This window comes from Butyrivibrio sp. (assembly GCF_017940685.1).
Lineage (GTDB): Bacteria > Bacillota > Clostridia > Lachnospirales > Lachnospiraceae > Butyrivibrio.
The window spans coordinates 13230-39556 of the sequence record NZ_JAGAYD010000105.1; the positions used below are offsets into that span (position 1 = coordinate 13230).

Annotated in this window: 19 protein-coding genes; all 19 read right to left on the minus strand. The window is 43.9% G+C overall.

Going from position 1 to position 26327, the window contains the following annotated elements; translation table 11 throughout:
- Positions 1 to 4 precede the first annotated feature (4 nt).
- Positions 5 to 706 carry a zinc metallopeptidase gene (locus J6I68_RS06670; RefSeq protein ID WP_292218730.1) on the minus strand — a complete coding sequence of 234 codons (702 nt, stop codon included), beginning with the start codon at positions 704 to 706 and terminating at the stop codon, positions 5 to 7.
- 14 nt (positions 707 to 720) lie between these two features.
- Positions 721 to 1713: a methionyl-tRNA formyltransferase gene (gene fmt / locus J6I68_RS06675; protein WP_292218733.1), complete on the minus strand. Its 993-nt coding sequence runs from the start codon at positions 1711 to 1713 to the stop codon at positions 721 to 723.
- 13 nt (positions 1714 to 1726) lie between these two features.
- On the minus strand, positions 1727 to 4381 hold the full coding sequence (locus J6I68_RS06680; protein ID WP_292218736.1) for an HD domain-containing protein: 2655 nt from the start codon (positions 4379 to 4381) through the stop codon (positions 1727 to 1729).
- Between the two features lie 31 nt (positions 4382 to 4412).
- On the minus strand, positions 4413 to 4922 hold the full coding sequence (def, locus tag J6I68_RS06685) for a peptide deformylase (RefSeq protein WP_292218739.1): 510 nt from the start codon (positions 4920 to 4922) through the stop codon (positions 4413 to 4415).
- Between the two features lie 63 nt (positions 4923 to 4985).
- On the minus strand, positions 4986 to 7241 hold the full coding sequence (gene priA, locus J6I68_RS06690) for a replication restart helicase PriA (protein WP_292218741.1): 2256 nt from the start codon (positions 7239 to 7241) through the stop codon (positions 4986 to 4988).
- Between the two features lie 15 nt (positions 7242 to 7256).
- The gene (locus J6I68_RS06695) at positions 7257 to 8750 is read right to left on the minus strand and encodes a UDP-N-acetylmuramoyl-L-alanyl-D-glutamate--2,6-diaminopimelate ligase (RefSeq protein ID WP_292218743.1); all 1494 of its coding nucleotides are present in this window, start codon (positions 8748 to 8750) and stop codon (positions 7257 to 7259) included.
- Positions 8751 to 8940: 190 nt separating this feature from the next.
- Positions 8941 to 10752, minus strand: coding sequence for a single-stranded-DNA-specific exonuclease RecJ (gene recJ / locus J6I68_RS06700; protein WP_292218745.1), 1812 nt, complete (start codon positions 10750 to 10752; stop codon positions 8941 to 8943).
- Positions 10753 to 10845: 93 nt separating this feature from the next.
- On the minus strand, positions 10846 to 13146 hold the full coding sequence (secD, locus tag J6I68_RS06705) for a protein translocase subunit SecD (protein WP_292218747.1): 2301 nt from the start codon (positions 13144 to 13146) through the stop codon (positions 10846 to 10848).
- A gap of 18 nt (positions 13147 to 13164) precedes the next feature.
- Complete coding sequence (scfB, locus tag J6I68_RS06710; RefSeq protein ID WP_292218750.1) at positions 13165 to 14601, minus strand: thioether cross-link-forming SCIFF peptide maturase; 1437 nt, start codon at positions 14599 to 14601, stop codon at positions 13165 to 13167.
- Positions 14602 to 14705: 104 nt separating this feature from the next.
- Entirely contained in the window at positions 14706 to 14852 is a 147-nt protein-coding gene (scfA, locus tag J6I68_RS06715) for a six-cysteine ranthipeptide SCIFF (protein WP_013281386.1), read from the minus strand.
- Between the two features lie 86 nt (positions 14853 to 14938).
- A complete protein-coding gene (locus J6I68_RS06720) occupies positions 14939 to 16210 on the minus strand; it encodes an HlyC/CorC family transporter (RefSeq protein ID WP_292218752.1) in 1272 nt (423 codons plus the stop codon).
- Positions 16211 to 16228: 18 nt separating this feature from the next.
- A complete protein-coding gene (gene hisS / locus J6I68_RS06725; protein WP_292218753.1) occupies positions 16229 to 17494 on the minus strand; it encodes a histidine--tRNA ligase in 1266 nt (421 codons plus the stop codon).
- Positions 17495 to 17599: 105 nt separating this feature from the next.
- Entirely contained in the window at positions 17600 to 19555 is a 1956-nt protein-coding gene (locus J6I68_RS06730) for an EAL domain-containing protein (protein ID WP_292218756.1), read from the minus strand.
- Between the two features lie 2 nt (positions 19556 to 19557).
- Positions 19558 to 21510 (minus strand): EAL domain-containing protein, encoded by a 1953-nt coding sequence (locus tag J6I68_RS06735; protein ID WP_292218758.1) that lies wholly within the window; start codon positions 21508 to 21510, stop codon positions 19558 to 19560.
- 23 nt (positions 21511 to 21533) lie between these two features.
- Complete coding sequence (locus tag J6I68_RS06740) at positions 21534 to 21794, minus strand: hypothetical protein (RefSeq protein WP_292218760.1); 261 nt, start codon at positions 21792 to 21794, stop codon at positions 21534 to 21536.
- Between the two features lie 100 nt (positions 21795 to 21894).
- Entirely contained in the window at positions 21895 to 24084 is a 2190-nt protein-coding gene (locus J6I68_RS06745) for a beta-galactosidase (RefSeq protein WP_292218763.1), read from the minus strand.
- 10 nt (positions 24085 to 24094) lie between these two features.
- Positions 24095 to 25090, minus strand: a complete 996-nt coding sequence (locus J6I68_RS06750; RefSeq protein WP_292218765.1) for a LacI family DNA-binding transcriptional regulator — start codon at positions 25088 to 25090, stop codon at positions 24095 to 24097.
- Between the two features lie 20 nt (positions 25091 to 25110).
- Positions 25111 to 25974 (minus strand): sugar ABC transporter permease, encoded by an 864-nt coding sequence (locus J6I68_RS06755; RefSeq protein ID WP_292218767.1) that lies wholly within the window; start codon positions 25972 to 25974, stop codon positions 25111 to 25113.
- Positions 25974 to 26327 (minus strand): carbohydrate ABC transporter permease (locus J6I68_RS06760; protein ID WP_292218769.1); only part of this gene is annotated, 354 nt, incomplete at its 5' end. The genes J6I68_RS06760 and J6I68_RS06755, both read right to left, overlap by 1 nt.

The following is a 26327-nucleotide window of genomic DNA, read 5'->3' on the forward strand; positions in this document are numbered from 1 at the left end:
ACCATTAGTCCCTTCGTCTTCCATTCATAAGAACAAATCTCATAAGCTGAACAGCAGCTGCCGCCGCACTGGCAACATAAGTCATGGCTGCTGCCTTGAGCACTTTTCTGCCGCCGTCTATTTCTTCAAAGGATAAAAGTCCTGAATTTTCCAGGGTTAAAAGAGCTCTTCTGGAAGCATCAAACTCCACCGGGAGGGTTACAAGCTGAAAAAGAACTGCCAGCGAGAACACCCATATCCCAACAGTCACAAGGGGAGAAAAGCTAAGGAACAGTCCCAATACAATAAGTGGAACCCCTGCCTTTGATCCAAAGCTTGCCATGGGAAGAATGGAGCTTCTTATCCTCAAAGGCAGATACCCTTCCTGGTGCTGCATCACATGTCCGCACTCGTGAGCAGCCACACTTATTGCTGCAACACTTGCAGAATTGTAGGTGGCCTCTGAAAGGTTAACTGCCCTGCTTCTTGGATCGAAGTTGTCAGTAAGGTCTCCTCCAATATACTGAACTATTACATCATCTATTCCGTTTCTTCTAAGTATCTCAAGAGCTGCCTGAGCACCTGTAAGGCCGCATCCGGCAAGGACCTTTGAGTACTTCCTGTAAACAGACTTAACTCTAAAGCTTGATATCATGCAGATGACAGCCATTACTATCATCAGAATATACATAAGAAAATCTACATCCAATCCTCTTGAATAATACATGCCTTTGCCTTTCTTTATCTAAGGATTGTTCCTACCTCCAGCTTGTTTCCCAGAAGGAATGACTTAACATCCATCCTCTTTTTGCCCTCAAGCTGCACCTCCAGGATTTGAAGGTAGTCACTTCCGCAACTTACTACAAATGAATCTCTGGTCAAAAGAACTATCATTCCAGGCTGTGGTTTTCCTGCCCATGCGCCTTCCTTACCTCCGCTTAAAGATTCATAGTCCTTACACAGTCTCTTAAAGTCTATCTCCGACAAAGTCTTGGCCTGCCATATCTTGAGCATCTTACCCCCAAGATATGTAAAGGCAGAAGGCCATGGATTAAGACCTCTTACAAGATTTCTTATTTCCTCTGCGTCCCATTCAAAATCAATCCTGCCCATGTCCTTGGAAAGTTTTCCGCACTTTGTTGCCCTTTCCTCATCCTGTGGAACAGGAGTAAGCTCGCCTTTTTCAATTTTAGGAAGAGCCTCTACGATAAGTTCTCCGCCAAGAGCAGCAAGCTTATCGAACAGTCCTCCTCCGGTCTCGTCCTCTGAAATAGGAATCTCTCTCTGAAGAAGAATATCTCCGGTATCCATTCCTGCTGCCATCTGCATTATAGTGACGCCGGTAGTTTTTTTGCCATCGATTATAGCCTGCTGTATGGGAGCAGCTCCCCTGTATTCAGGAAGGATCGAAGCGTGGATATTGACGCATCCAAACTTTGGAATATCAAGGATTTCCTGGGACAGGATCTGTCCAAAGGCTGCAACCACATATATGTCAGCGTCGTACTTTTTAAGCTCTGCCACATTTTCAGGAAGTTTGATCCTTACCGGCTGAAATACCGGTATATTGTGCTCAAGGGCACAGGCCTTTACGTCTGATATCTGAAGCTCTCCGCTTCTGCCCTTGGGCTTGTCTGGCTGAGTCACCACAAGTAAAACCTCGTGTCCTGCCTCGATTATTTTCTCAAGGGCAGACCTTGCAAAATCAGGTGTCCCCATAAAAACTATTTTCATATGTTCATTCTCCTTAAAGACGCTTTAGAATAACCTTTTTTTGACTTATTGTAAAGGTCGATCTCTTTTTTACTACTTCCCTGCAGTAGTCAAGAGTTTTCTGCATCCTTCCTGTCATTTCCACAAGACCATCGATGATATTCTGCTCATCGCTCTCATAGGAAAGAACGAAGGCTCCCCCTGTCATAGTCATGGTCTTTATGGCATTTAACTTTTTATTTTCGACGATCTCAATTTCATCAGTAAGTGATTCTATGTCGTAAAGAACGATGGGGTTTCTGGTGGCCACAACGTCAACCTCATCAGCCAGCCTTATGAGACTTGCAAGATAAGGAAGATTGATGGTATTTCCATTTGGCACCTTAAGATCAGATGGATACTCTTTTTCATCAAGAAGATCTGTCTTTCTGTGACCTCTTGCAATCTGCCTGATGGCAAAGGCATGCTCATCTGATGGGATCTCAAAAACGTCCTTATACTTCTCAATAAAGTAACCGCTAAAGTCATTGTGCCGAGTCCTGACAAAGTCTGCCTTGGTTGCATTTGGATGGTCCTTAAAGAACTCAGAATATCCAAACTTTTCCTTGCACTCCTCAAAGTCCTTTTCGCTGATGCCCATTCCTGCATCATGAAGGTAGCATGCCATGAGAAGACAGTACACTTCATCCTTATTTAGCTTTTCAATCTGTTCTTTTCCTATGAGCCTGTTACATGAATCAATAACTGTCATGCTGTGGAGCTCAGAGTGATCAGTATACTCAGGAAACAGGCGCCTGTACCTGGTAAGGACCTTACCGCAGGCAAAAACTGAATCCTTAAACTTCTGATGAAGTTCCTTATCGAGGGCCCAAAGCCTCTTTTCCAAAAGGAAATCCGCATCTTCTCTCTCGATGAGGTTCTCCTGTCTGATCGTTATGGTAAGTACATTAAGTCCTAACATGTTCTGATAATTGACGTCATCAGCAATGTCATAGACCATTCGTATACCAAGGTTGTCCATTCCGCCATCTTCTGAAGAAAGCTGTGCCATCTCTTTTGGATCAAAGGCAGGACAATCATCCTTAAGGCGAAGCACCAGATGGTCCTCCAAGAAGATAGCCATAGCAGTTAAAAAGTGGCTCTTTTTATCAGCATTAAATCCCCTCTCCACTATGTTTACTGCAATTTCCTCAACACAAAGTCCCGCTATGTAGGAGCTCTTTTTATCCATGGAATGCTCTGTGCAGAATTCCTGTATCCTTGCTGCAGCATTTGCAGCGCCGTCAAGAGTGCTTATGGATATATCAAGTACGTCTTCAGGGGCAACGCCAAAGCCTTTTTTAATAAACATGACCTCGTCTAAATTTCTTGGAACATGTTTCCAATAGATGACGCCGTAAATTGGAAGTAAGAGGATAGTCATCACAATGCCAATAGGATTGGCAAGCCACACGCCCATAGCTCCCATGACAGGTGCCAGGATAAGGGATGGAATGACCATGGCAAAAAAGCCGTCAAATATGGACTGAATATTTACAAACAGATTATGTCCCATAGCCTGCATGTAATTGGTAAAGATCTGGCAGATAAGTATCAGCGGGATGCAGAAGGAATAAATAACAAACAGATGATATGCCAGGTGATATACGTTTGAATTTCTGTCAGGGAAGAATATTCCTGTAAGGAAAGGTGATATAGCAAAGATCACTGCTGCCACCAATACAGAAAGTGCCATACCCTTGGTAAATACAAGGCGCAGCGTCTTTCTCATGGATATCTTGTCCTCTTCTCCAACAAATACGCTTATCAGCATCCTTACTATAGCGCCGTTGCCAAGGCAGTATGCAATGAATATACCGCATACCATGTTAAAGGAGGACATGGCTGAAAGGCCATCGCTTCCGGCATATTGCAAAAGAAGCCTGTTGATGACCATATATCTTAGTGCTATGCAAAAAACAAGCATGGCTCCCGGAAATCCTATCTTGATAAGGGGCCATAAGTCTTTCCATAGTATATTTGCAAAACTGTAGCGAAGCTGTGCCTTGGAAGTAACGTAATAAGGCACAAGAATAAGAAAATACACAAAATTACTAAAAGATGTGGCAAGAGCCAGTCCCCAGATACCCATATCAAGGACTGCTACGAAGACAACATCAAGGATCACGTTTGAAATTATCATACCTGCAATTCCAACGTAGCCCCTTAGTGACTGACGCTCCATCTGCAGAAACGCCGCCAGCTGCTGAGCAAAGAGCATTGGAATAATGCCAATGCCATAGCCCACAATATAGGTCACAAGAGCGCCCTTAAGCTCATTGTTTGCACCAAGAACTACCGCTAAAGGTCCTGGAATAATGAGACTTACAGCGGTCAAAACCACACCTACTATCAAAGTGACAGTAAGATTCAGGGAAAAGATACCTTCTGTGCTTTTGCTCTCTCCCCTGCCCATATATCTTCCGCACAGGACTGCGGTTCCTCCCAGGAGAACCGAACCCGCAGCGGTCATGATCTCAACCATGGAATAGTATAGTCCAACGACTCCCACAGCAGAGGCATCTATGTAGCGCCCAGCCATGGCTCCATCCACGATGGTGTTGATGGCTCCCATGGCAAATATCATTATCTGCACCGGAAGCATGCCAAAAAACAGCCTCGAAAGAAGCTTGTCAGAGTTATTTTTCATGGGTGGACCTCTCTTTTAAGGATCTATAGTATTACTCCTTAGATTCGTACTCTTCCTGTTGTCTTGCTATAAGTTCCTCATTGTCGATGAGGTCTCCCTCAACCTTCTCAACATACATATGACCGTCAAGGTGGTCAAGCTCATGACAGATAGCTCTTGCAAGAAGTTCTTCACCTTCAATTATGTACTCATTTCCATCAAGGTCTGTTGCCTTGGCCTTTACATAGTTAGGTCTTGTTACGATCCCGCTCTTTCCAGGAATTGAAAGACATCCCTCGTATCCGGTCTGCTCTCCGCTACTTTCAAGGATTGTAGGGTTGATCATAACAAGGGGCTGATCTGCTTCAGGTGAAACATCTATCACAACGATCCTCTTAAGGACACCAACCTGAGGAGCCGCAAGACCTACGCCATTTGCTTCATACATGGTGTCAAGCATATCCTCAACCAGTTCCTTAACTCTTGGAGTTATCTCTTTTACTTCCCTGCACTCTTTTGCAAGGACGTCATCTCCATATTCTCTGATAGTTCTAAGTGCCATTATTAATCTACCTTTCTATACTAAATGTTACTGTTAACCTGCTAATATACCTATACAAGAAGTTTACCCATGCATTGGATCAAAGTCAAATTGAGTGACCACGCCCTTAAGCTCTCCCATCTGTTCAAGCTCTTTTACATACCCTTCAAGGGCATCTTTGAGCATCACCAGTTTGTCGTAGTCATCGTGCTTTACATAGATAGCCATCCTGTAAACATCGTTGATCCTGGCTATTGGTGCAAGGGCTGGTCCTATGAATATGGCCCCTTCTACTCTTTTCCCCTCCATCATAGCCCTGAACCTTGAAGCGTACTTCATGCCCGCATCCTCGTCCTTAGACTGGATCTGGACACACATCATATGGGAAATTGGCGGGTACCGCAGTAGATCCCTGTAGGCTATCTCTTCTTCATAAAAAGCCTTAAAATCCTGTCTGGCTGCAGTCTGTATGCTGTAGTGCTCAGGGTCATAGCTCTGGATCACCACATTGCCTTCTTTACTGCCTCTTCCGGCTCTTCCTGCAGCCTGGGTAAGAAGCTGGAAAGTCCTCTCACTGGCCCTAAAGTCGCTGGCGTAAAGAGACATGTCAGCCGCAAGGATACCTACCAGGGTAACGTCCGGAAAATCATGACCCTTTACGATCATCTGTGTTCCCACCAGTACATCTGCTTCTTTATTGGAAAAAGCTGACAGTATGCTGTCATAGCTTCCCTTGGTCCTGGTGGTGTCTGCATCCATCCTAAGGACCCTTGCAGATGGCCAGAACTTTTTCACCTCGTCCTCTATCTGCTCCGTTCCTGCCCTGAAGGAGGACACATATTTAGAGCCGCACTTTGGGCACACCTTAGGCCTTATCTCCTCATGGCCGCAGTAGTGGCACACAAGCCTTCCTCCTCTGTGCTCTGACAATGACACATCGCAGTGAGGGCACTTAAACACATGGCCGCAGCTCCTGCAGGAAATAAAACCAGCAAGTCCTCTTCTGTTAATAAACAGCATGGCCTGCTCGCCCTTTGAGAGCTTTTCGTTCATAAGCTCCTGCAGCCTTCTTGAAAAGATGGATCTGTTACCGCATCTAAGTTCCTCCCTTAGGTCTGCCATTTCAACCCTGGGAAGAGTTCCACCAGTTAACCTTCTGTTTAGTTCAAACAGATGATACTCCCCGTTTAGCGCCCTGTAATAGGACTCAAGTGACGGAGTTGCAGAGCCAAGTACAACTGCTGCCCCATCAGGAAGAAGCCCTGATAAATAGATAGCTGTTTCCCTGGCGTGATATTTAGGGCTGTTTTCGCTCTTATAGGTAGATTCGTGCTCCTCATCTATTATGATGATCCCCGTGTTTGGAAACGGGGTGAAAAGAGCTGATCTTGGCCCTATTATGATGTCTATATCGCCGCTTCTTGCTCTCTCCATCTGGTCATACTTCTCCCCAGGAGAAAGCGAAGAATTCATTACAGATACCCTGTCTCCAAAGTGTCTGTAAAAGCGCATAAGAGTCTGGTATGTAAGGGCAATCTCAGGTATTAGGACTATTGCCTGCTTGCCCCTTTTAATCATGTCGTCAATGAGAGCAATGTAAACCTCTGTCTTTCCACTTCCTGTAATTCCGTGGATAAGGTAGGTATCTCTTTTGCCCTCATCGTAGTCTCTTTTGACTGTATCTACGATATTCTGCTGCTCAGGACTTAATACCTTGTCCTTGTATCTGTCGGAGGTGGCAGCCACAGGGTTTCTGTAGTACTCTTCCTCTTCGATCCTTATCATTCCGGTGTCTGCCATGCTCTTTAAGGTTACAGCACTGACACCAAGCTTACTGGTTATAAGCCCGTAGGGAATCCTCTCAGAAGGGTTTTCTAAAAGTTCCTTAAGTATCCTCTCTCTGGCCTTTTGCTTCTTGCGGACACTTTCATTGTAGGCGTCTATGGCCTCTCTTTCCGGGAGCCTTAAGGAAACGAACTTGTGGACCTGCCTCTTTTGCTTTTTATAGGTGGGGACCACAGTCTTAAGGGCTGCTATCATGGTGGAGCCATAATATCTCTTCATCCAGGCAGCAAGCTTTATGGAGATGTCCTCTGCTGTGTCGATCCCCTCTGAAAGAGAAATGATCTCTTTTATCTTGTCTTCATCCCAGTTTGTCTCATCGGAAAGTTCGATTACATAACCCTTTCTTTTGGTGTTTCCTCTGCCAAAGGGCACGTCAACACTGCATCCGATCTCCACCTGGCCAAGGAGCCTGTCCGGGATCCGATACTGAAAGAGGCGGTCAACCTTCTCATGGGATATGTCTATGATTATGTTTGCGTATTTGGGAAAAGACACATCGCCCTCCTAAAGTTAATTTATGCCCCGTTCTTTTAAAATGTCTGCGATAAGTTCTCTCTCGTCCATGTGATGCTTTACGCCCTTGATCTCCTGGTAATCCTCATGTCCCTTACCTGCAAGAACGATGATGTCGCCCTGCTCGCCGTGATCTATTGCGTAGGCGATGGCCTCTTTTCTGTCTGTTATCTTGATATACTTGCCATCTGTCTTTTTAATGCCTGTCTCGATATCGTTAATGATATCCTCAGGCTCTTCAAATCTTGGATTATCAGAAGTGATAATGGTAAAGTCAGCGTATTTTCCAGAGACTTCACCCATCTCAAAGCGGCGCAGTTTACTTCTGTTTCCTCCGCAGCCAAAGAGGCAGATAAGTCTGTTTGGACGGTAGTCACGAAGTGTTGTAAGAAGGCTCTTAAGAGCCATTGCATTGTGGGCGTAGTCAATCATAAGTGTAAACTCATCAGATACCTTCACCATCTCGATCCTGCCCTTTACCTTGGCGTCCTTAAGTGCATCTGCGATTTCCTGTGGAGTACAGTCAAAGTGTCTTGCAACTGCAATAGCACACAAAGCGTTGTAAACGCTGAACTTACCAGGTGTTACTACTTCAGCATGTACATTTATAAGGCCCTCTGTATCAAAGAAAACTCCAAGGTTACCTGGTTTTCTTATGTATGCAAGGTTGATGGCTCTTATGTCCACATCCTTGTTAAAGCCGTAGGTCTCAACCTGGCAGGTATGTCCCTCTAATATATCATCTGTGTGGATGTCATCACCATTACAGATACCGATCCTGCACTGTTTAAACAAAAGTCCCTTACAGTGCATATAGTCGTCAAAATCCTTGTGCTCATTAGGTCCAATGTGGTCTGCCTCAATATTGGTAAAGATACCTATATCAAAGATAAATCCCTGGCTTCTGTGAAGCATAAGTCCCTGGGATGAAACCTCCATTACTACAGTATCGCACCCTGCTTCAACCATTCTGGCCATATATTCCTGAAGGTTGTAGGACTCAGGTGTTGTGTTCTCAGCATGGATATGCTCATCACCAATGATAACTTCTATTGTCCCAATAAGACCAACCTTGTGGCCTGCATTTTCAAGCATTGACCTTATGAGATATGTAGTTGTGGTCTTACCCTTTGTTCCTGTGATTCCAATTGTTTTAAGCTTGCTGGCAGGGTGATCAAAATATGCAGCAGATATAAATGCCATTGCATATCTTGTATCCTTGACTCTGACAACAGGCATATCGCAGCCTTCCGGAAGTTCTACATCGCTCTCTGCAACAATGGCTCCTGCTTTCTTTTCTGCAGCCTGTGCCGAAACGCTGTGGCCGTCGAAGTTAGCTCCTTTGATGCAGATGAAAAGAGATCCTTCCTCAATCTTTCTGTTATCGTTAACCACATTCTTTATTTCAACATTCTCAGGGTCAACCACCTGTGATGAGTTGCCCGCAGTTACCGTATATTCAAGCCCCTCAAGCAATTTTTTCAATTTCATGTCAATGCCCTCCATTTTTTATTTTTTCGACACAATTCTGACACATTTATATATTATTATAATAATCAAGATGTGAGCAATCACATCTCCCCCTCATAAGAAACCGCAGGCACACGCGCAACGCGTGTGTTTTTGTGGTTTTAGGGGTTCTTTTTTTATTCTCATTTATAAAAAACCCATTTTCAGGCCATTACAGGCAGTAATCACTCATCACCATCTGAATGGTATTTTTCCCCATGTAGCTGTTGATATTAGGGTAATAGGCAATCTTGATCGTCATATTGCCATCAGTAAATCCGCCATAGAGATCATCTACTGCCCCATCTCCAAAGCTTTCTTTCAAAAACTCATGGAAGCTGTCCATATCTCCAAAGTACATCATCTCATATACTTTTCCGCTCTCATCTGAGACTCTGTATTTTCCGCAATTCTTATTTTTCCCAAGTATCCTTCCAGATAAAAGCTTTACACCCTTCCATGCAAATACAGGCTTGGTATTTCCATTGCCAAAGGGCTCAAGAAGCGAAAACTCACCTATAAGGTCTTCATCAACGGCGCTAAAAGGAAGAGCCATATCAAGGTGAAGTACCGGAACAAAGTCCTCCTCAGAAAGGCTGCAGTTCTCATTGAGGCGCTTTCTAAGCTCTTCAATGTTGTCCACAGGAAGAGATAAACCAGCTGCCATCTTGTGGCCTCCAAATTTGGTAAAGAGTTCTTTTACCTTAGAGAGCTCAGCGAACATGTCGTACTGCTCAATGGATCTTCCGGATCCCTTAGCCATTTTAACGCTCTTACTATTCTCTGCTTCGCCATCTTCACTGGCAGCCTCTGTAAGGATGATGGTTGGCCTGTTGTATTTTTCTCTGATCCTTCCAGCAATGATCCCTGCTATAGATTCGTGAACCTCCGGAATGAACACCACAAGAACCTTTGGAAGTCCATCTCCACTTATCTCAATATCAATAAGATCACTTGCCCTTTCTACTCCCTTGACAGTCATGTCCTTTCTGGAGTCGTTTAAGTCTTTCAGGTCAGTTGCTATGGAAACTGCTCTATTGTAGTCCTCCTCCAAAAACAGTGACATTGCACGGGATGCAAGATCCAGCCTTCCAGATGCGTTAAGACATGGGCCTATTACAAATCCGTAGTGGAATGCTGACATAGCGCCTGCGTCGAGCTTATTGACGTTGATAAGGGCCATAAGTCCAAGATTCTTAGTATCTGCAATCCTTTTAAGAGACTCTTTTACTATTACCCTGTTCTCGTCCCGAAGCTCCATAACATCGCAAACAGTGGCAAGGCCTGCAAAAATGAGCATCTCATCAAAAAAGTCCTGAACTTTCATTTCACACATGCGCCCAAGCTCCATAGCCATAACCTGAAGGAACTTGTACGCCACTACTGCTCCGCAGATTTCCTTAAAAGAACTGCCATCATCCCTTCTCTTGGGATCTATAACTGCATCCCCTGCTGGAAGTATTTCTTTTTCTCCATCTACAGGAACCTCATGGTGGTCAGTAACTACAACTGTCATGCCCTTATCTTTGGCGTGGGCAATCTGATCAAAAGCTGCTATACCATTGTCACAGGTAAGGATAACGCTTTTTCCTGCTTCATATGCATCATCTACCAGTTTGACGCTAAGGCCGTATCCGTCCTTAACTCTGTCTGGAAGGACATAGTCGACGTTTGCCCCAAACATCCTAAGGCCACTTACAAGAATATAAGTGGAGCAGATGCCGTCCACGTCATAGTCACCAATAACTCTTATGGTGCTATTCTTATTTATCTCATCTATTATGATGGCAGCACCCTTTTTAATATCAGACAGCTCATAAGGGTCATGTAAAAGAGATTTATCCCCATGAAGATACATCTCAATATCTTCGTCTGAGGTAATCCCTCTGTTTGTAAGAAGTCTTGCAGTAATATCCCTGATACAAAACTTTTTTGCAGTTGCTGCAAAGTCTGACTTCTTCATGCTCACCATCCATTTTGACATATCACACCTCTAAATAAAATAATAAAAAAAGCTCATTATATTGGAAAAGGTGCAGGCTGTTAAACCTGCACCTTTAAAAATACTCTGGTTAAATTATTCAGCAGTCTTCTTACCAAAGAATGTCTTAAAGCCAGTCTTAAGGTCGTACCACAAAGGTGATGCAACAAAGATTGATGAATATGTTCCGCTTATCACACCAACCATAAGAGGAAGTGCAAATGCCTTGATATCAGCAACACCAAATACATAAAGAGCAAGTACTGTGAAGAAGGTTGTAAGCGATGTGAAAAGGCTTCGTGTAACTGTCTGTGATACAGATGTGTTAACAAGCTCAGCCATTTCCTTCTTGCCAGTTGCAAGATGCTGATTCTCACGGATACGATCAAAGGTTACGATAGTATCGTTGATTGAGTAACCAATGATTGTAAGTACTACTGCAATGAATGTATTACCAACAGCAAGTCTTGTAAATGCGTAAGATACGATAACGATAAGTGCATCATGTGCAAGAGCGATGATAGCTGCAGCACCGAACTTGATGTCCTTGAATCTGATCCAGATGTAGATAAGCATAAGGATAAGTGCAATAACAAGGGCCTCAACAGCGCTTGATCTCATCTCTGAACTGATAACACCACTGATGGTCTCAGCAGCGATATTGTCTGAAGCTACACCGTAGTTGTCCTCAAGAACTTTCTCTACAGCCTCTCTCTGATCTACAGATAAGGTTGTCGTCTTGAAAATAACCTGATTAGTTCCAGATACTGTCTGGATAAGGATCTCGTTGATACCTGCTGCAGACTTGATATCGTTTGCTACAGTCTGCTCAAGTTCTGAAAGCTCGTATGTTCTGTCAAATGTAACTGTTGTAGATGTACCACCTACGAAATCAAGGCTGTAGTTGAATGCTCCCTTACCTGCGCCGGAGTTAACACCCATAACCACAAAACCGGCTATGATAATAGCGCATGAAATGCCGTAGAAGATCTTTCTCTTTCCAACGAAATCAACCTTTGGAGCTTCCTTAGCCTTGCCATAAAGAACAGGGCTCTGAAGTCCTATACCGTAAAGGATAGATGTGATGGTTCTTGTAACAACCAGGGCTGTGAACATTGAAAGGATGATACCAAGGATAAGTGTCTCTGCAAATCCCTTGATACTACCAGTTCCAAGGAACCACAGAACTGCTGCTACGATAAGAGTTGTTATATTACCATCAAGGATTGATGAAAGGGCTTTGTTGTAACCGTTCTTTCTTGCTTCATCAACAGCCTTGCCAGATCTTATCTCCTCCTTGATCCTGGAGAAAACAAGAACGTTAGCATCAACCGCCATACCAATTGAAAGGATGATACCTGCAATACCAGGAAGTGTAAGTGTCATGTCAAATGCTGAGAGAAGGAACACAATAAGTCCTGAGTAGAATGCAAGGGCAAGTGTTGCTGAAAGACCAAGTATTCTGAAGAATACGATCATGAAAATCGCAATAAGTGCAAATCCAACTGCTGCAGCTATAAGGCTGGTTCTGATAGCATCTGAACCAAGCTGAGCGCCTACAACGTTTGAACGAAGTTCGTTGAGCTGAAGCTTAAGTCCACCGATACGGATCATGGAAGCAAGGTTGTCTGCTGCCTCAAAGGACTCCATACCTGTGATAACTGCCTTACCATCTGTGATAGCAGCCTGAACATTAGGTACGCTGATAAACTTTCCATCGTAGTAGATACCAATGCTCTCACTTGCTGCAAAAGCCTTGGTTGTTGCATCAGCGAAAGCCTTTGCTCCATCTTCTGTAAACTCAAGAGAAACTACTGGCTCCTGTGCGCCGTATGAATCCTGCTGATATACAGCCTGAGCTACCTCTACGTCGTTACCACCAAGAACAATAGAACCATCTGCCTGAAGCTCTTCGATTGTCTTGTTGAGCTGCCAGCCATATATGAAATTGCCGTCCTCATCTGTCTCAAGAGTTCCATCCTCATTGATTCCAGAATGATATGTGTAGTTATCTGCACCAGAAGCATCTGTCTGAGCTATGAAGTACAGATTACCAGGCTGACCAAGATCCTCTAAGATCTTGTTTGCATCAGATACACCAGGGATCTCAATGTTGATCCTGTTTGAACCTTCCTGATATACAAGAGCCTCTGTGCTGTACTGCTGTACACGCTGCTGGAGCTTGAAGATTGTGTCAGACATATCCTCTTTGCTTGGATTCTCATCACCTACTACCTCGTATGTGATGCTGACACCACCTGCAAGATCAAGTCCAAGATCGATGCTTGAAAGTGATCCTGACTTGTCTGCGCCAAGTCCGTTTACCGCTGTGTATCCAAGTCCCCCAAGAAGTCCAAGGCACAGAATCAGCGCCAAAACATACTTTAACCGTTTCATAATCCTTATATCCTCCGTTTAACCTTCTTCTTCGGCTAATGCCGCTTTTATCATAATCGCACACTCGATGCGCTTCTTCTGAAGTTCGCATCCGTGCTTATATGTCGTATTGATGTCGCCATTGAAGTTATATGCATTGGCAGCACAACCGCCGCTGCAGTAATATCTGGCAAAACATTTCTCGCATTCAGGCCTTGAGTAGACATTGCTCTTTTTAAACATCTCTCTGATGTCAGGTCTTGTGATGCCATCAAAGACATTGCCCATGATGAAATCTTCATTACCTACAAACTGGTGACATGGATAGAGGTCTCCCCATGGAGTAACTCCAAGGTACTCACATCCTGAACCACAGCCAGAAAGTCTCTTGGCTACACATGGTCCACCCTCAAGGTCTATATTAAAGTGGAAGAAGTTAAAGCCTTTCCCCTCTTTATGTCTCTTTATGTAATACTGGGCAAGTTTGTCGTACTCCTCACAGAGCTTGGGAATGTCCTCATCCTTAAGTGAGTACCAATCCTCAGGCCTGGCTACTACTGGCTCAACTGAGATCTGCTTAAAACCAAGCTCCACAAGATGCTTAACATCCTCAGAAAAATCCAGATTGTTGTGAGTAAAGGTTCCTCTTACGAAGTACCTGAGCTGATGACGGGACTCTGCTACCTTCTGGAATTTAGGTACTATGTCGTCGTAGCTGCCCTGTCCGCCCTTTCTTGGCCTCATGAAGTCATGTACCTCTTTTCGGCCGTCTATTGAAAGAACGATGTTGCCCATTTCTTTATTTACATATTCAAGGATCTCATCATTAAGAAGAGTTCCGTTGGTAGTGATGGTAAATCTAAAGTTCTTGTTCTTTTCTTTTTCAATGCTGCGTCCGTACTCTACGATCTTCTTGACTACTTCCCAGTTCATAAGGGGTTCGCCGCCAAAGAAATCAACCTCGAGATTCCTTCTGTTTCCTGAATTGGCCACAAGGAAATCAAGAGCCTTCTTACCAACCTCTTCAGTCATGAGAGCTCGTCTGCCGTGGTACTCACCCTCATCCGCAAAACAGTACTTACATCTAAGATTGCAGTCATGGGCGATATTGAGACAAAGAGCCTTGACTACAGTATCCCTGTTCTGGAAATCATCTACATAATTCTCATATACATCATCTGTATAAAGAACTTCTGAAGCACGCAGCTCCAGTATTTCTGAAATAGCCTCTCCTATATCCTCAGAAGAGTACCCAGATGAGATTTCTGACATAGCGCTTACTTCACTGAAAAGCTTCTGGAAATCCTCATCCCCTTCCTTGTCGGTGTCAATAGCTGCTGCAGTTCCGTGATAGGAAACCAGCATCTTTTCTACAACCGGAACAAGGTCGTAAACAACGTCATCAACAACGTGTACTGATCCGGAATTGACATCAAGTACGATGTTGTAGCCGCCGTTCTTGTATGCATGAACCATATAAAAAAACTCCTAACTAACTAGCGTTTAATGCCATACGCAATAATAGGCAGCGACCATACTGGGTCGCTGCCCCAAATGATTGCTTAAATTATCGGAAAACCTTACTTGCTAAGCTGCTCACAGCTCTGGTTTCCTACTGTGCAAGAAGTCTTGCAAGCTGACTGGCATGATGTCTGGCACTCACCACATCCGCCCTTCTTCATTGACTCCTTAAGGTTTCTTGTTACTAATGACTTAACATGCTTCATAATATTGCCTCCTACTTGAATATGCTAAAAACGTGCATTTCGAGTTTAATTTACGTCGATTCAGTATATCATAAAATATTAATAAGTTAAAGGTTTTTTTCTTCTGGAGCAGAATTAACAGTGATAAGTACCTTGGTGATCCTGTTGCCCTTGATTCCTCTCGCAGTAAGGGTTGTTCCGTCATCTAATGTGACTGTCTCTCCGTATCCCGGAAGCCTGTCCAGGGCCTCTATCATAAGACCGCCAATTGAGTCATAGTCCTCAGAGTCAAGACTTGTTCCCAGCTCGTCGTTGATATCATCAAGCTTCATGTTGCCTTCTACAAGATATCTTCTTCCACCTATGTTCTTGATAAGGTTGATCTCGTCAAGATCGTATTCGTCTCTGATCTCACCTACGATCTCCTCAAGAAGGTCCTCTAAGGTGATCATTCCAACTGTTGCCCCGTACTCAGAAAGCACAAATGCAACGTTCTGGGACTTTTCTCTCATCTCCACCAGAAGGTCAGCTGTCTTTTTAAACTCGTAGGTGTAATAAGCTTTTCTCAAATGATCGCTGATCTTGAAGTTTTCCTTATCTTCAAGAAGGATAAGGTCCTTGACGTTGATAAGTCCAATGATATTGTCCTGATCTCCACCATCATACACAGGGATCCTGGTGTACATGTTCTCTTTAAAGATCTTCATGACCTCGCCGTAATCAGCCTCAGTGCTGACGCAGGACATATCAATCCTGGGGATCATGATGTCCTTAGCCACTGCATCTGAAAAATCAAAGACGTTGTAGATGATCTCTTTTTCACCGCTCTCAATTACGCCGTCCTCATGGCTTACATCCACGTAGGTCTTAAGCTCATTTTCTGTCATGGCCTTGCGGTTTTCTGTATCTACATTGAGGATCTTAAGGACCACTGTGGCAAATCCATTTATGATGAAGCTAAAGGGCGTCATCACAAAGAGCAACACAGAAATTACTCCCGAATACCACAAAGAAATATTCTCAGCGTAAGCTGTTGCAATGGTCTTAGGTACGATCTCTCCAAATATAAGAACCACCAGAGTAAGTATTCCGGTTCCGATACCTATTGCAAAGCTGCCAAACATATCCGTTACAAGCACAGTCATAAGGGCAGATGCACTAAGGTTTACTATGTTATTGCCAATAAGAATCGCAGACAGGACTTTTTGAATATCCCCGGTAAGGTCCAGTACCCTTCCAGCCCTTTTATTGCCCTCATCGAAAAGAGCTTTCATCCTGACCTTGTTACAGGTCATAAGGGCCGTTTCTGCAGATGAGAAAAATGCAGAAAGAAGAACCAGCACCACTAGGATTATTATCCTGATCACATGTATGTCCAACTGACAGATCTCCTTCCATTAATTAAGAGGGTTTAAATAAAACTCCTTAAAGTCTGTATAGCCCTGATCAGTAAGCTGCTGCTTCTGGAACTTCTTGTTCTTGTTCATCCTTACCACAAGAACCTGCTTTCCTGAAGCTCTTTCCTCCTGAGCCTCTTTAATGATCTCAGAAAGTCTTTCGCCGCCAATTCCTTTCTCAATAAGGAATGCAGTTTTTTCGCTCTCACCAGGGATCTTAAAGCCCTCGTCCATCATGATCATGATGATCCTCTCAAATCCAATGGAGAAGCCACAGGCAGGAGTGTCCTGTCCAAGGAACTTACCAACCATCTTGTCATATCTTCCGCCGCCACCGCAGCTTCCGCCGTACTGTGGCATTGAAACCTCAAAGATAGTTCCAGTATAGTAGCTCATTCCACGAACGAGAGTAGGATCAAATACCATCTCAAATTTTGAAGTCTTGGTTGCATCTACAGATGCGATGATCTCTGAAAGGCCTTCCCTTACTTCATCTGAAAGGAAATCTCCAAGCATATCTGCAATGACCTTAAGGCCATCAAGACCCTCTTTTCCTTCTGCTGCTCTGAAAAGATCAAGGTACTTGTCGATAGATGCCTTATCAAAGCCCTCTTTTAAGAGCTCCTCAGATACGCCATCAATTCCGATCTTGTCCATCTTATCTAGAGTTATGAACACTTCGTCGTAGCGCTCCTTGGGAAAAGAGCTATAAGCAGCCATTGCCTTAAGTATCTGCCTGTCATTGATCCTGATCTTGAAATCCTCAAAGCCAAGTCTTCCAAGAGTTGTTGTAGTTGCAAGGATAAGCTCTATCTCTGCAAGGTTGGAAGCCTCTCCTAAAATATCAATATCGCACTGCATAAACTGGCGATATCTTCCCTTCTGAGGTCTGTCTGCTCTCCATACATTTCCCATCTGAAGTGCCTTGAATGGAGAAGGGAGCTCTCCCTGATGTGCAGCATAAAAGCGTACAAGAGGAACTGTAAGATCATAGCGAAGACCTGAATCAGTAAGGTCATTCTCGCTCTGTGCTGTCTCGAGATTAAGCTTTTCTCCTCTCTTCATTACCTTGAAAATGAGTTTTTCATTTTCGCCGCCCTGTTTGCTATTAAGGTTTGCAAGGCTCTCTACTGCAGGAGTCTCAATGGATGTAAATCCAAACTCGCCATAGGTCTTTTTAATAATGCCTATTGCGTAATCCCTAAGCTGCATTTCAGCTGGGAGAATATCCTTCATACCGGTTACAGGTTTTTTTACAAGTGACATAAAACTATCCTCCTAATACAAATCCAGTGTGACGCTCTTTAGGTCACTAATGGGCGACACACTGATAGATTGTACTATATTAGCGCCTTTTTTGGCAACGTATTATTAATGGTTGTTCCCCCGCAAAAACTCAAGGAACTGGCTCATTGGCATAGGCCTTGCATAGAAGAATCCCTGGATGTTGTCACAGCCAACTCTGATGATCTGTTTAGCCTGTTCTTCTGTTTCAACTCCCTCTGCCACGATCTTTTTTCCCATAGACTTGATGATCTTGACGATATTGATCATGACCATGTAGCTTGTCTCTGATTCAAAAGCTGACTGGACAATGCTCTTATCAAGTTTAAAGATATTAACGGGAAGAGATGCAATTCTTGCCATGTTGGAATATCCGGTTCCAAAATCATCCATTGAGAAATTGATCCCCTGGGCAGAGAGCTTTTCTATGTTGGCATCCATTGCAGAAGAAATATCCTCAGAGTATGTCTCTGTTATCTCAAAGTTGACCTGATCCGGATCGATACCATACTTGTTCATGGTCTTTAATATATTGTCTGCCAGATTTGCCTGGATACAGTCAACAACTGAAAGGTTCACCTCCACATACTCAAGACCATGAGCCATGGCATCAGATTCTGAGAGCATCTTACATACGCTGTCAAGAACAAAGGCGTCGATCTCAATGACCATACCATTTCTTTCAGCCACTGGCATAAATACTGCAGGGGAGATAAATCCAAGGTGAGGATCACGGAGTCTTAATAGCGCTTCGCAGGATATAAACTTACCCTTTTCCGGATTGTAGATGGGCTGATAGTAGACCTCCAAAAGTCCGTCATCGAGAGCTCTTTTTACTATGGAATCTATCTTCTTGTCGTGCTCTACATGCTTAAGATTAAGGTCAGAAACCCTAAGGACATCCTTGTTATGACGAAGTATCGCCTTATTGATGACACCTCTTACCTCATTGAACTTATCAAGGGTGTCGATCTCATCAGGGAATCCTATAACATAAGGGTGCTCAACCAGCCTTACTTCCTCATCATTGATGATCCAGCTCTCCTTAAAGCGCTTTCTGATCTGCTCCGCAGCCTTTTCTATAAGCTGGTCGTCAGGGTCAACTCCAGGGAACACCAGTAGAAAACTTCCATCGTCCGTAAAAAAGATATGACCATCCTGACTCATCTGCTTAAGATAAGCAGTAATCTGATTTAAAAGCTCCGACACGCCCTCCAGGGACTGTCCGCCAGTGATGGCATTTAATCTTTCAATATAGACGCCAAACACCGTAAACATCTTCTTCTGGATAAGGTTGTTGCCCACTATGAAGTCCAGGGCATTTCTTGTTCCTGCTCCCGACTGGCTGTCGACAAACTCGCTGGGGTTCTGGAAGGTGTACACGCACAAAAGGATCGACAGTGATACCGCAAACTCAAAAAGCGACGTGGATCTTGTTAAAAAACGAAGCGGAACAGAAATAAGCATAAGCAAGAAGTAAACTGCTATCGATACCTGCTTTTCCGTGCTCATACCTTTTGCATATTTGATGAACAGATAAAAAGCAAAGGGGAAGTAAATCCAAAGACCAATTCCAACTGTAAGCCCCTGGGGAAATCTGTAATGTAAATCTCCAATGTCACTGATATAGTAGAAGAAATCAGAAACAAAGCCGCTCATAAAAAATAGCAGCACAAAGACCTGTGGCAGGAACAGGATAGCTTTTTTCCAAAACTTATCAATTTCAATCCTGTAGATTGAGAGCATGTAGAGCATTGAAAGATAAGCCATTGTGTATGCGCAGAGCTTCTCCACCACAAGAACAATGTCATTAAAGTCTGATGAAAATGCCAGGTGGACCACATTTACGTTCATCCACATGCTATGGAACAGTCCTGCAAGGTTTAGCAGCACCGCATCCGCAATGATAAATCCAAATATCTGCTTTTGCCTGCTATCATAGGTCTCTTCTGAGGCATTGATAACAAACGCAACCAGCACGATCAGTAAGGATGCGATGGAGAAATATATATTGTAATTGTAGGGGTCCATGCCAAAAACCATCTTTATCCCTCTTCAAAATAGTCGTCAATATATTTTACAAAAGAGCTGTCCTTCATAGGTCTTCCCATGTAATCTCCAATAAGGAAATCACAGCCAAGCTTTTCAGCAGTCTCTTTTTCCTTCTCCGAAGCAATATCCGCAGCACCAACAAAAATGCTGATGTCATGGAAAAGATTAACTATTCCTGATGTCACTTTAAACATAAGCTCAGACTCTCCGGCCTTTACCAGGATATCGTGGTCCAGGTTCACCTGAGTTACAGGAAGCGCCAGGATCTTATCAAGGTCTCCGTATCCGCTTCCAAACCTGTCTACAACTATTGAGCACTTCATCTCACCAAGGAGCTTTAAGTTTCTTTCAGCCACGGAATTCATGGTGGACACAGTGGTCTCAGTAAGCTTTAAGGATATCCAGGAAGCTTCTGCTCTCTCTTCTCTGATTATCTTTTTAAGGCGGCGCAGCAGATCATTTCTTGATATCTCTCCCTGGCTCATGCCAACAATTGCTCTGTACTTACCGTTCTTATCTCCGGCGTTCCAGAATGCCAGCGCTCTGCATGCCTTTCGATATACAAATTCATCAGTCTCAAGAAGCGTCTGAGTTACTCTGGTATCAGGAATATGGCCTCTCATGTCGATCTCATTGCCATACTCATCTGTGAAAAAGCAAAGAGCGTCCGCGCAGTAATTGATCCTGTATGCCTTGGACAGCATAGGCTGGAACTTTACAAGTGCTGACTTTTTATCGATGCTGTTTCTTGCAAGGACGTCGTAGTCCATTACCTGTGTCAGCTCATCAATACCGCTCTTATGAATATCAACAATCACATCTTTTTCAAGCTCTATGCTGTCAATTACAGCATCCACCTTGGTAATGAGCTCAGCGGCAGTTTTGTAGTCACTTGGATAATTGATCAAAAAGCAGTGTCCCTCTACTCTGATGGACATGTTTGCAAACTCCCAGGGCTCATGTAGTCTTAGGGCAATCTTATTCAAAAGAGCATTTATCCTCTTGGAATCTGTAGAGTGGATGATCACTGCAAAAACATAGTCTGAATATCTGTAAGCATAGCTTTGAAGTCCGTACTCTTTTCTGCCGACACTCTTTAAGTAACCTGCTATTTTTTTCATAACACTAAGAGCCTGAGCATAACCGATCTCATCACTCAGAGCTCTGATATTATCTATTGTCACAAAGATAGTACTGTTTGCATTATTTCTGTCAGTTTTTATATCAAGGCCTTCAAGGAAAGCTTTTCTGTTAAGGATATTGAGGCTGTCATCTACCATCTCGCTTGGGTTTTGCAGGGAGATATAAACCAGCGTAATGGAAAGGGCACTCATTAGATTCTCGATGAGAACGTTCGGGAAAAAGAACTGTACTATGACTCCGGTAATTACAAGCACAACATAGGAAAGGATCACCATCTTGGTCCTGTTTCGCATGAACCTTTTATACTTAAACAGGATAAGACAGCCATACCCCATGTAATAGGCAGCAAGGATATAGTACATGACGATAAGAGGACCTCTGTGATACTGGCCATTCTGGTCATAACTAAACAGGATCGGAACAAAAATATTGATGATGACCAGCACTACGCCTATAACATGTCCAAGCATTACTGTCAGAAAATCAGGTACTTTCCTGATGTCCACATATATATCAAGAACGGAAAGGATGTAGATAAGATAACAGAATCCAGAGCCCAGATGGGCAACAAAATAGACAGAGCCAAAGAACATCTCAAGAGGATGATACCAGGCAGCAGAAACCGGCTTCATCTGGAGATATGTCTCGCAGCGTTCAGCCACAGAAGCTGTAAAGACAGCCAAAAAAAGCATAGCATAAGCTCTCTGCCTGTATGCTGGAACCAGCTTTCTGGACAGAGAGACAACTGCTACTGTAAGTAATATGCAAATAGCGCAGATATCAAAGTAAAAAATATAATGCATGCGCCGCCTCCGGCTTATTCAGGTCAGAGCCACTTAAGAGGGTTACTGATCTCTTTCGCTCTGGAAAAAATATCGTCGCTGCTTCTTTTCAGATACTCCTCCAGATCTCTGATCTCTTCATCGGAAAACCCACTTTGCCTTTGGATGATCCCCTCAGGGAGAACACCCTCAGCCATTTGTCTGCCAGATTCTCCATCTCTTTCAAATTGTACTCTTATGACCTTCTTGCCTTCCTTGTTGCGAAGGATAGCTGAATAGGTCATGGTGATCTCGCTATCAAGCATAGGCTTTCCCCAAAATCCCAAGCGCGCGGGATGAAAAAAACAAAATAGTGCTATCGGAGCGCAAAATTCCGATAACACTATTATACGTCAAATAAGTAAATTATGAAATATCGATAATATGTAACGTCGTCAGATGTACACCCAGGAGCCTCTGGGCCTTTCCATCCTGCATCTGTGGCCAGTTCTGAAGATAGATGGCATCTGTCTCTTTAAGAGGTTCTATCATAAGGTCAAAAGAGATTTCTTTTCCTTCACCATATTTATCAAAAAATCTCTTAAGTCCTATCTCAAAGTCCTGTCCTGTGTAGAAATTGTCAGAAACAAGCTCGCCATCCTTGTAAAGGGATGCGCAACTGCCCTCGTAAGAGATATTTGCGAAGATCTCAGAAAGGCCATCAAGGCTTCCTGGAAGTGTGATCTTGTAGCTTGCGTCACTTATCTTCTCAAAGGATGCTCTCTTGTCATTAATGACAGCGTTCTTGCCCTCATATACCGCAAAAGCATCTCCTGATAAGAATTCCCCTGGACCTGCAACCTCTGATACCTTGTCAAAGCCAAATGGCGCTTTGTCAATGTCAGGATATACCCTGAAGGAAGGTTTTACTTTTCCCTCATCTTCTGAAACCGATAAGTAGAGCCTTACCTTGCCATCAGCAGAAGTTACTGCTTCACCCTTTGATACTATAAGGTGGTCTCTTCCATCAATTGTTACCTTGACTGCGTGAAGGGCTTCTTCTTTGGTGATGGTTATGATGCTGTTTCCATCAAGGTCCCCTTTTACGTCGGCGCTTATCTCTCTATCAGTATCCGTATAGAACACGTAGGCGTTCTTTCCTGATCCGCCAGCATCTTTTAATACGCAAAGAGGCGTTGCATCTACGGTCAAAAGAGCTTTCTCCCCCACCTTCATGTTAAATGGGTAAAAGAAGTAATCTCCGTTTTCAATATCTCTTTTGCCAAAGGATGCAAGAACTTCTCCCTGCTCTGAATAAGCTGAAAGCTCCTGATCCTTGTGAGGAGCCATCTCATATCTTCTCTGATAGTTGTTTACAAAAAGATATCCTCTCTTTATATCACCATCAGTCTTGTATCTGACCGCACTTCTAAGGCTCTTTAAGTCTTCAGGCTTTAATGGATTACCAGGCTGCGCAGTGTAAGCCATATCTGTCAGGTCATCGCCAAAGTCGTGGATGAAGGTGCCAAGGAGCCTTACGTGCCTGTAAGATTCTTCCATCTGACCATACTCACGTAGTGGTGCGTTAAAATCGTAGGAGCAGATCGGAAGGTCATTGGGGTAGCCAGTTTCTCTGGACTCCTGAAGAGTTGTAAGCTTTCCCTTAGGATTGGTGCCACCATGATACATGTAATAGCCCACAAGGTTTGCACCGCTTGCGATCTTCACCATGGTCATGGCCTCTGTGTCATCGCCTGTTGCGATGGGCCTTCTGTGCTTCGTTACCTGAAGTCCGCCTCCAAGCTCAGCTGTAAGATATGGGAACTTGTCCATATCAAAAGTTATGCCATCTCCAAGGCCGTGGTCTGAACCAATGTTATGGTCGTTCCTCTCCCTTGTGAAGATGTAGTTGCCGCTTGGCTCGATCTCAGTGGTTCTCTGATCCCAGGGCGCCTCGCAGTAGCCACCCATTACAGGAAGCATTCCACCTGTCACAGCTCCTCCCCAGCCTGTGGCCGTATAGATTGGAGTATTAAAGCCTATCTCTTTTGCCATGGATAAAAGGGTCTTCATGTGCTGCTCGCCCTCTTCTCCATTTTTACCACCGCAGTGTCCGTATTCATTTTCAATCTGAATGCCAATTACAGGACCACCATCTCCGATGAAAAAGCCTTTGGCCTGCTCATAGGTCTTTTCATAAAAAGCTCTCACATGCTGAAGGTATCTAGGAGCATCGGTCCTTACTTCGTAGCCATTTTCCCTGGCATCCTTAAGGAGCCAGTCAGGGAAGCCTCCATTTCTTGCTTCACCATGGGCCCATGGGCCAATTCGAAGGATGCAGTATAGTCCGCATTTTTTAACTGTTTCAAGGAATTTCTTAAGATTTCTATCCCCTGTAAAATCAAACTCTCCGTGAACCTCTTCGTGGTGGATCCAGATGACATACAGTGAAACAATATCTATTCCACCAGCCTTCATCTTTAAGAGTTCTTCTTCCCAGTACTTAGCCGGGTATCTGCTAAAGTGCATCTCTCCCATCATTGGGAAAAAGCGCCTTCCGTCCACAAGTAGGCTGACTGGGTCAAAGGTTACCTTTGACCTTTCTGTAATCTTCATATATACTTCCTCATTTCGTACTTTCTTTTAAAATAACTTCGTATCCGCCCAGGGTCTTGCTGGATACATGGCCTCCAGCGATCATATCAAGAAGTGTCTTGGCAGCGTTGGCTCCAAGATTTCTGTCGTTGAAATTAAGTGATGTCACCGATGGAACTGCATTCTCCAAAATAGAGCTGTTGTAGAAGGATGCTACGCGGATGTCTTCAGGGATCCTTATATGTTCATCCCTGCACCTTGCCATAACTTCTCCCGCAATGGCATCATCCATGCACACTATTCCATCGACGTTTTTCTTTTGCAGTTCCTTTAAGATGTTTCCAACCTTTGAAACATCCTCAATCTCCAGGTAGATAAGACCAGGGTCAGCCATAAGATTTGCCTCTTCAAAGGCAGCAAGAAAACCTTCCTGCCTTGTCCTTGTAATGATGTGATTGGTGTTTCCGCCAATGAGCGCCAGCTTTTTAAGGCCCTTCGCAATAAGGATTGAGGTAAGTTCCTTGCAGGCAGAGAAATTGTCATTGTCCACATAGACCACATCACTATCATAGGTCTTGCCAACAGCCACAAAAGGGATCCCGGATTTTTTTAAATAGTAAACCGCATCGTCTTTTGCCAAAGTCCTTGTAAGGATGATGCCATCCACCTTGTGGTTGTCGATGATCCTCTTGATGCCTGATATGTCATCTCCGCTGATCAGAGAGACTATCACATCGTATCCAAAACCTGAGGTAACTTCGCTGATACCTATCATGCAGCGTTGGAAGAACGGAAGGTCTACCGCATTGTAGTCATCAGGCCATATTACGCCTATGTTGTAGGTCTTTTGTCCAGCCAGTGCCCTGGCATTTATGTTTGGTATGTAATTATGTTCTTCAATGAAGCTCATGACCTTTTGCCTGGTGTCATCTCCGACTCTTCCCTTTCCTGAAATAGCACGGGAAACTGTAGTCTTGGAAATTCCGAGGGCTCTGGCCACGTCATCGATCGTAATTTTTGAGCCCATTATGTTTAAGTCCTCTCAGCTTAGCCTTTTACTGCTCCGCCAGTTACACCTTCTACATAGTATTTCTGAAGGAACATGAACAGAAGGGTTACAGGGATTGCAACTAAAACGCCGCCTGCACAGAATCTTGTGAAATATCCCTGATAATCATTGGTCCATACCCATCTTGTCATACCTACCGCAACGTTGTAGCTGGAGTCGTGACCAAAAGCTACATAGGAAGCAAATACGTAGTCGCACCATGGAGCCATGAAGGCAACCAGTGCTGTATAAATGATGATAGGCTTACTCATTGGAATGATCATTGTAAGGAATATCCTTGCTCTTGTGGCGCCATCAATTCTTGCTGCCTCGTCAAGAGCCTTGGGTATTGTATCAAAATATCCTTTGCAGACATAGTATCCCATTCCGCAGCTTGCTACAGTTACAAGGATAAGTCCTGGGATAGCTCCTGCCTGTGTAAGTCCAAACTGTTTAAGAAGGAAGTACAGACAGATCATGGTAAGGAATCCTGGGAACATTCCAAGGATCAGCCAGAATCTCATAAGGAAGGTCCTTCCTGCAAATCTCATTCTTGAAAGAGCATAGCTTACGCAAAGCTGGATAAGTGTCTGAAGAGCTGCCACGCACACAGCGATGACTATTGTGTTTTTGTACCATAAAAGGTAATTGGTCTGGGCTGTGTCAAAGAGGAACTTGTAGTTATCAAGGCTAAAGCTCTTTGGCACAAGGTAATCAACCATTCCGCCATACTCTGTGGCATAGGACCTGAAGCTCTGAAGCACAAGCCCCACGAATGGGAACAGCCAGATAATGCTTATGATCACCAAAAGTATATATGTAAGTACATTGCTTATTGTTTTCTTTGTTTTGTATGATTTCATTATTGGAAGCCCTCCTCATCTCTTACTGATGGAAGCATGTTGTAAACAACCAGCGAAATGACCGCTGTCACAACAAATACCATGATACCGATAACTGCTGCCATTCTGTAGTTGGTATCATTGACTGTCATCTTGTACAGCCAGGTGATAAGAAGGTCTGTATTACCTGCCTTTTCTGCAAGGTTAACAGATTGTGGTTTACCTTGAGTAAGAAGGTAGATAACGTTGAAGTTGTTAAGGTTTCCAGTGTACTGTGTAAGAAGGAATGGTCCTGTTACAAACAGCATGTATGGAAGTGTGATGCTCTTAAACATCTGCCATGGATTAGCGCCGTCAATCCTTGCGCTCTCGTA

What these genes read in the sequence shown, in the direction of transcription:
- J6I68_RS06670 (WP_292218730.1), bottom strand. Translation starts at nt 706, where the DNA reads ATGTATTATTCAAGAGGATTGGATGTAGATTTTCTTATGTATATTCTG.
- fmt (WP_292218733.1), bottom strand. Translation starts at nt 1,713, where the DNA reads ATGAAAATAGTTTTTATGGGGACACCTGATTTTGCAAGGTCTGCCCTT.
- J6I68_RS06680 (WP_292218736.1), bottom strand. Translation starts at nt 4,381, where the DNA reads ATGAAAAATAACTCTGACAAGCTTCTTTCGAGGCTGTTTTTTGGCATG.
- def (WP_292218739.1), bottom strand. Translation starts at nt 4,922, where the DNA reads ATGGCACTTAGAACTATCAGAGAATATGGAGATGACGTCCTTGCAAAA.
- J6I68_RS06695 (WP_292218743.1), bottom strand. Translation starts at nt 8,750, where the DNA reads ATGAAATTGAAAAAATTGCTTGAGGGGCTTGAATATACGGTAACTGCG.
- recJ (WP_292218745.1), bottom strand. Translation starts at nt 10,752, where the DNA reads ATGTCAAAATGGATGGTGAGCATGAAGAAGTCAGACTTTGCAGCAACT.
- secD (WP_292218747.1), bottom strand. Translation starts at nt 13,146, where the DNA reads ATGAAACGGTTAAAGTATGTTTTGGCGCTGATTCTGTGCCTTGGACTT.
- scfB (WP_292218750.1), bottom strand. Translation starts at nt 14,601, where the DNA reads ATGGTTCATGCATACAAGAACGGCGGCTACAACATCGTACTTGATGTC.
- scfA (WP_013281386.1), bottom strand. Translation starts at nt 14,852, where the DNA reads ATGAAGCATGTTAAGTCATTAGTAACAAGAAACCTTAAGGAGTCAATG.
- hisS (WP_292218753.1), bottom strand. Translation starts at nt 17,494, where the DNA reads ATGTCACTTGTAAAAAAACCTGTAACCGGTATGAAGGATATTCTCCCA.
- J6I68_RS06730 (WP_292218756.1), bottom strand. Translation starts at nt 19,555, where the DNA reads ATGGTTTTTGGCATGGACCCCTACAATTACAATATATATTTCTCCATC.
- J6I68_RS06735 (WP_292218758.1), bottom strand. Translation starts at nt 21,510, where the DNA reads ATGCATTATATTTTTTACTTTGATATCTGCGCTATTTGCATATTACTT.
- J6I68_RS06740 (WP_292218760.1), bottom strand. Translation starts at nt 21,794, where the DNA reads ATGCTTGATAGCGAGATCACCATGACCTATTCAGCTATCCTTCGCAAC.
- J6I68_RS06745 (WP_292218763.1), bottom strand. Translation starts at nt 24,084, where the DNA reads ATGAAGATTACAGAAAGGTCAAAGGTAACCTTTGACCCAGTCAGCCTA.
- J6I68_RS06750 (WP_292218765.1), bottom strand. Translation starts at nt 25,090, where the DNA reads ATGGGCTCAAAAATTACGATCGATGACGTGGCCAGAGCCCTCGGAATT.
- J6I68_RS06755 (WP_292218767.1), bottom strand. Translation starts at nt 25,974, where the DNA reads ATGAAATCATACAAAACAAAGAAAACAATAAGCAATGTACTTACATAT.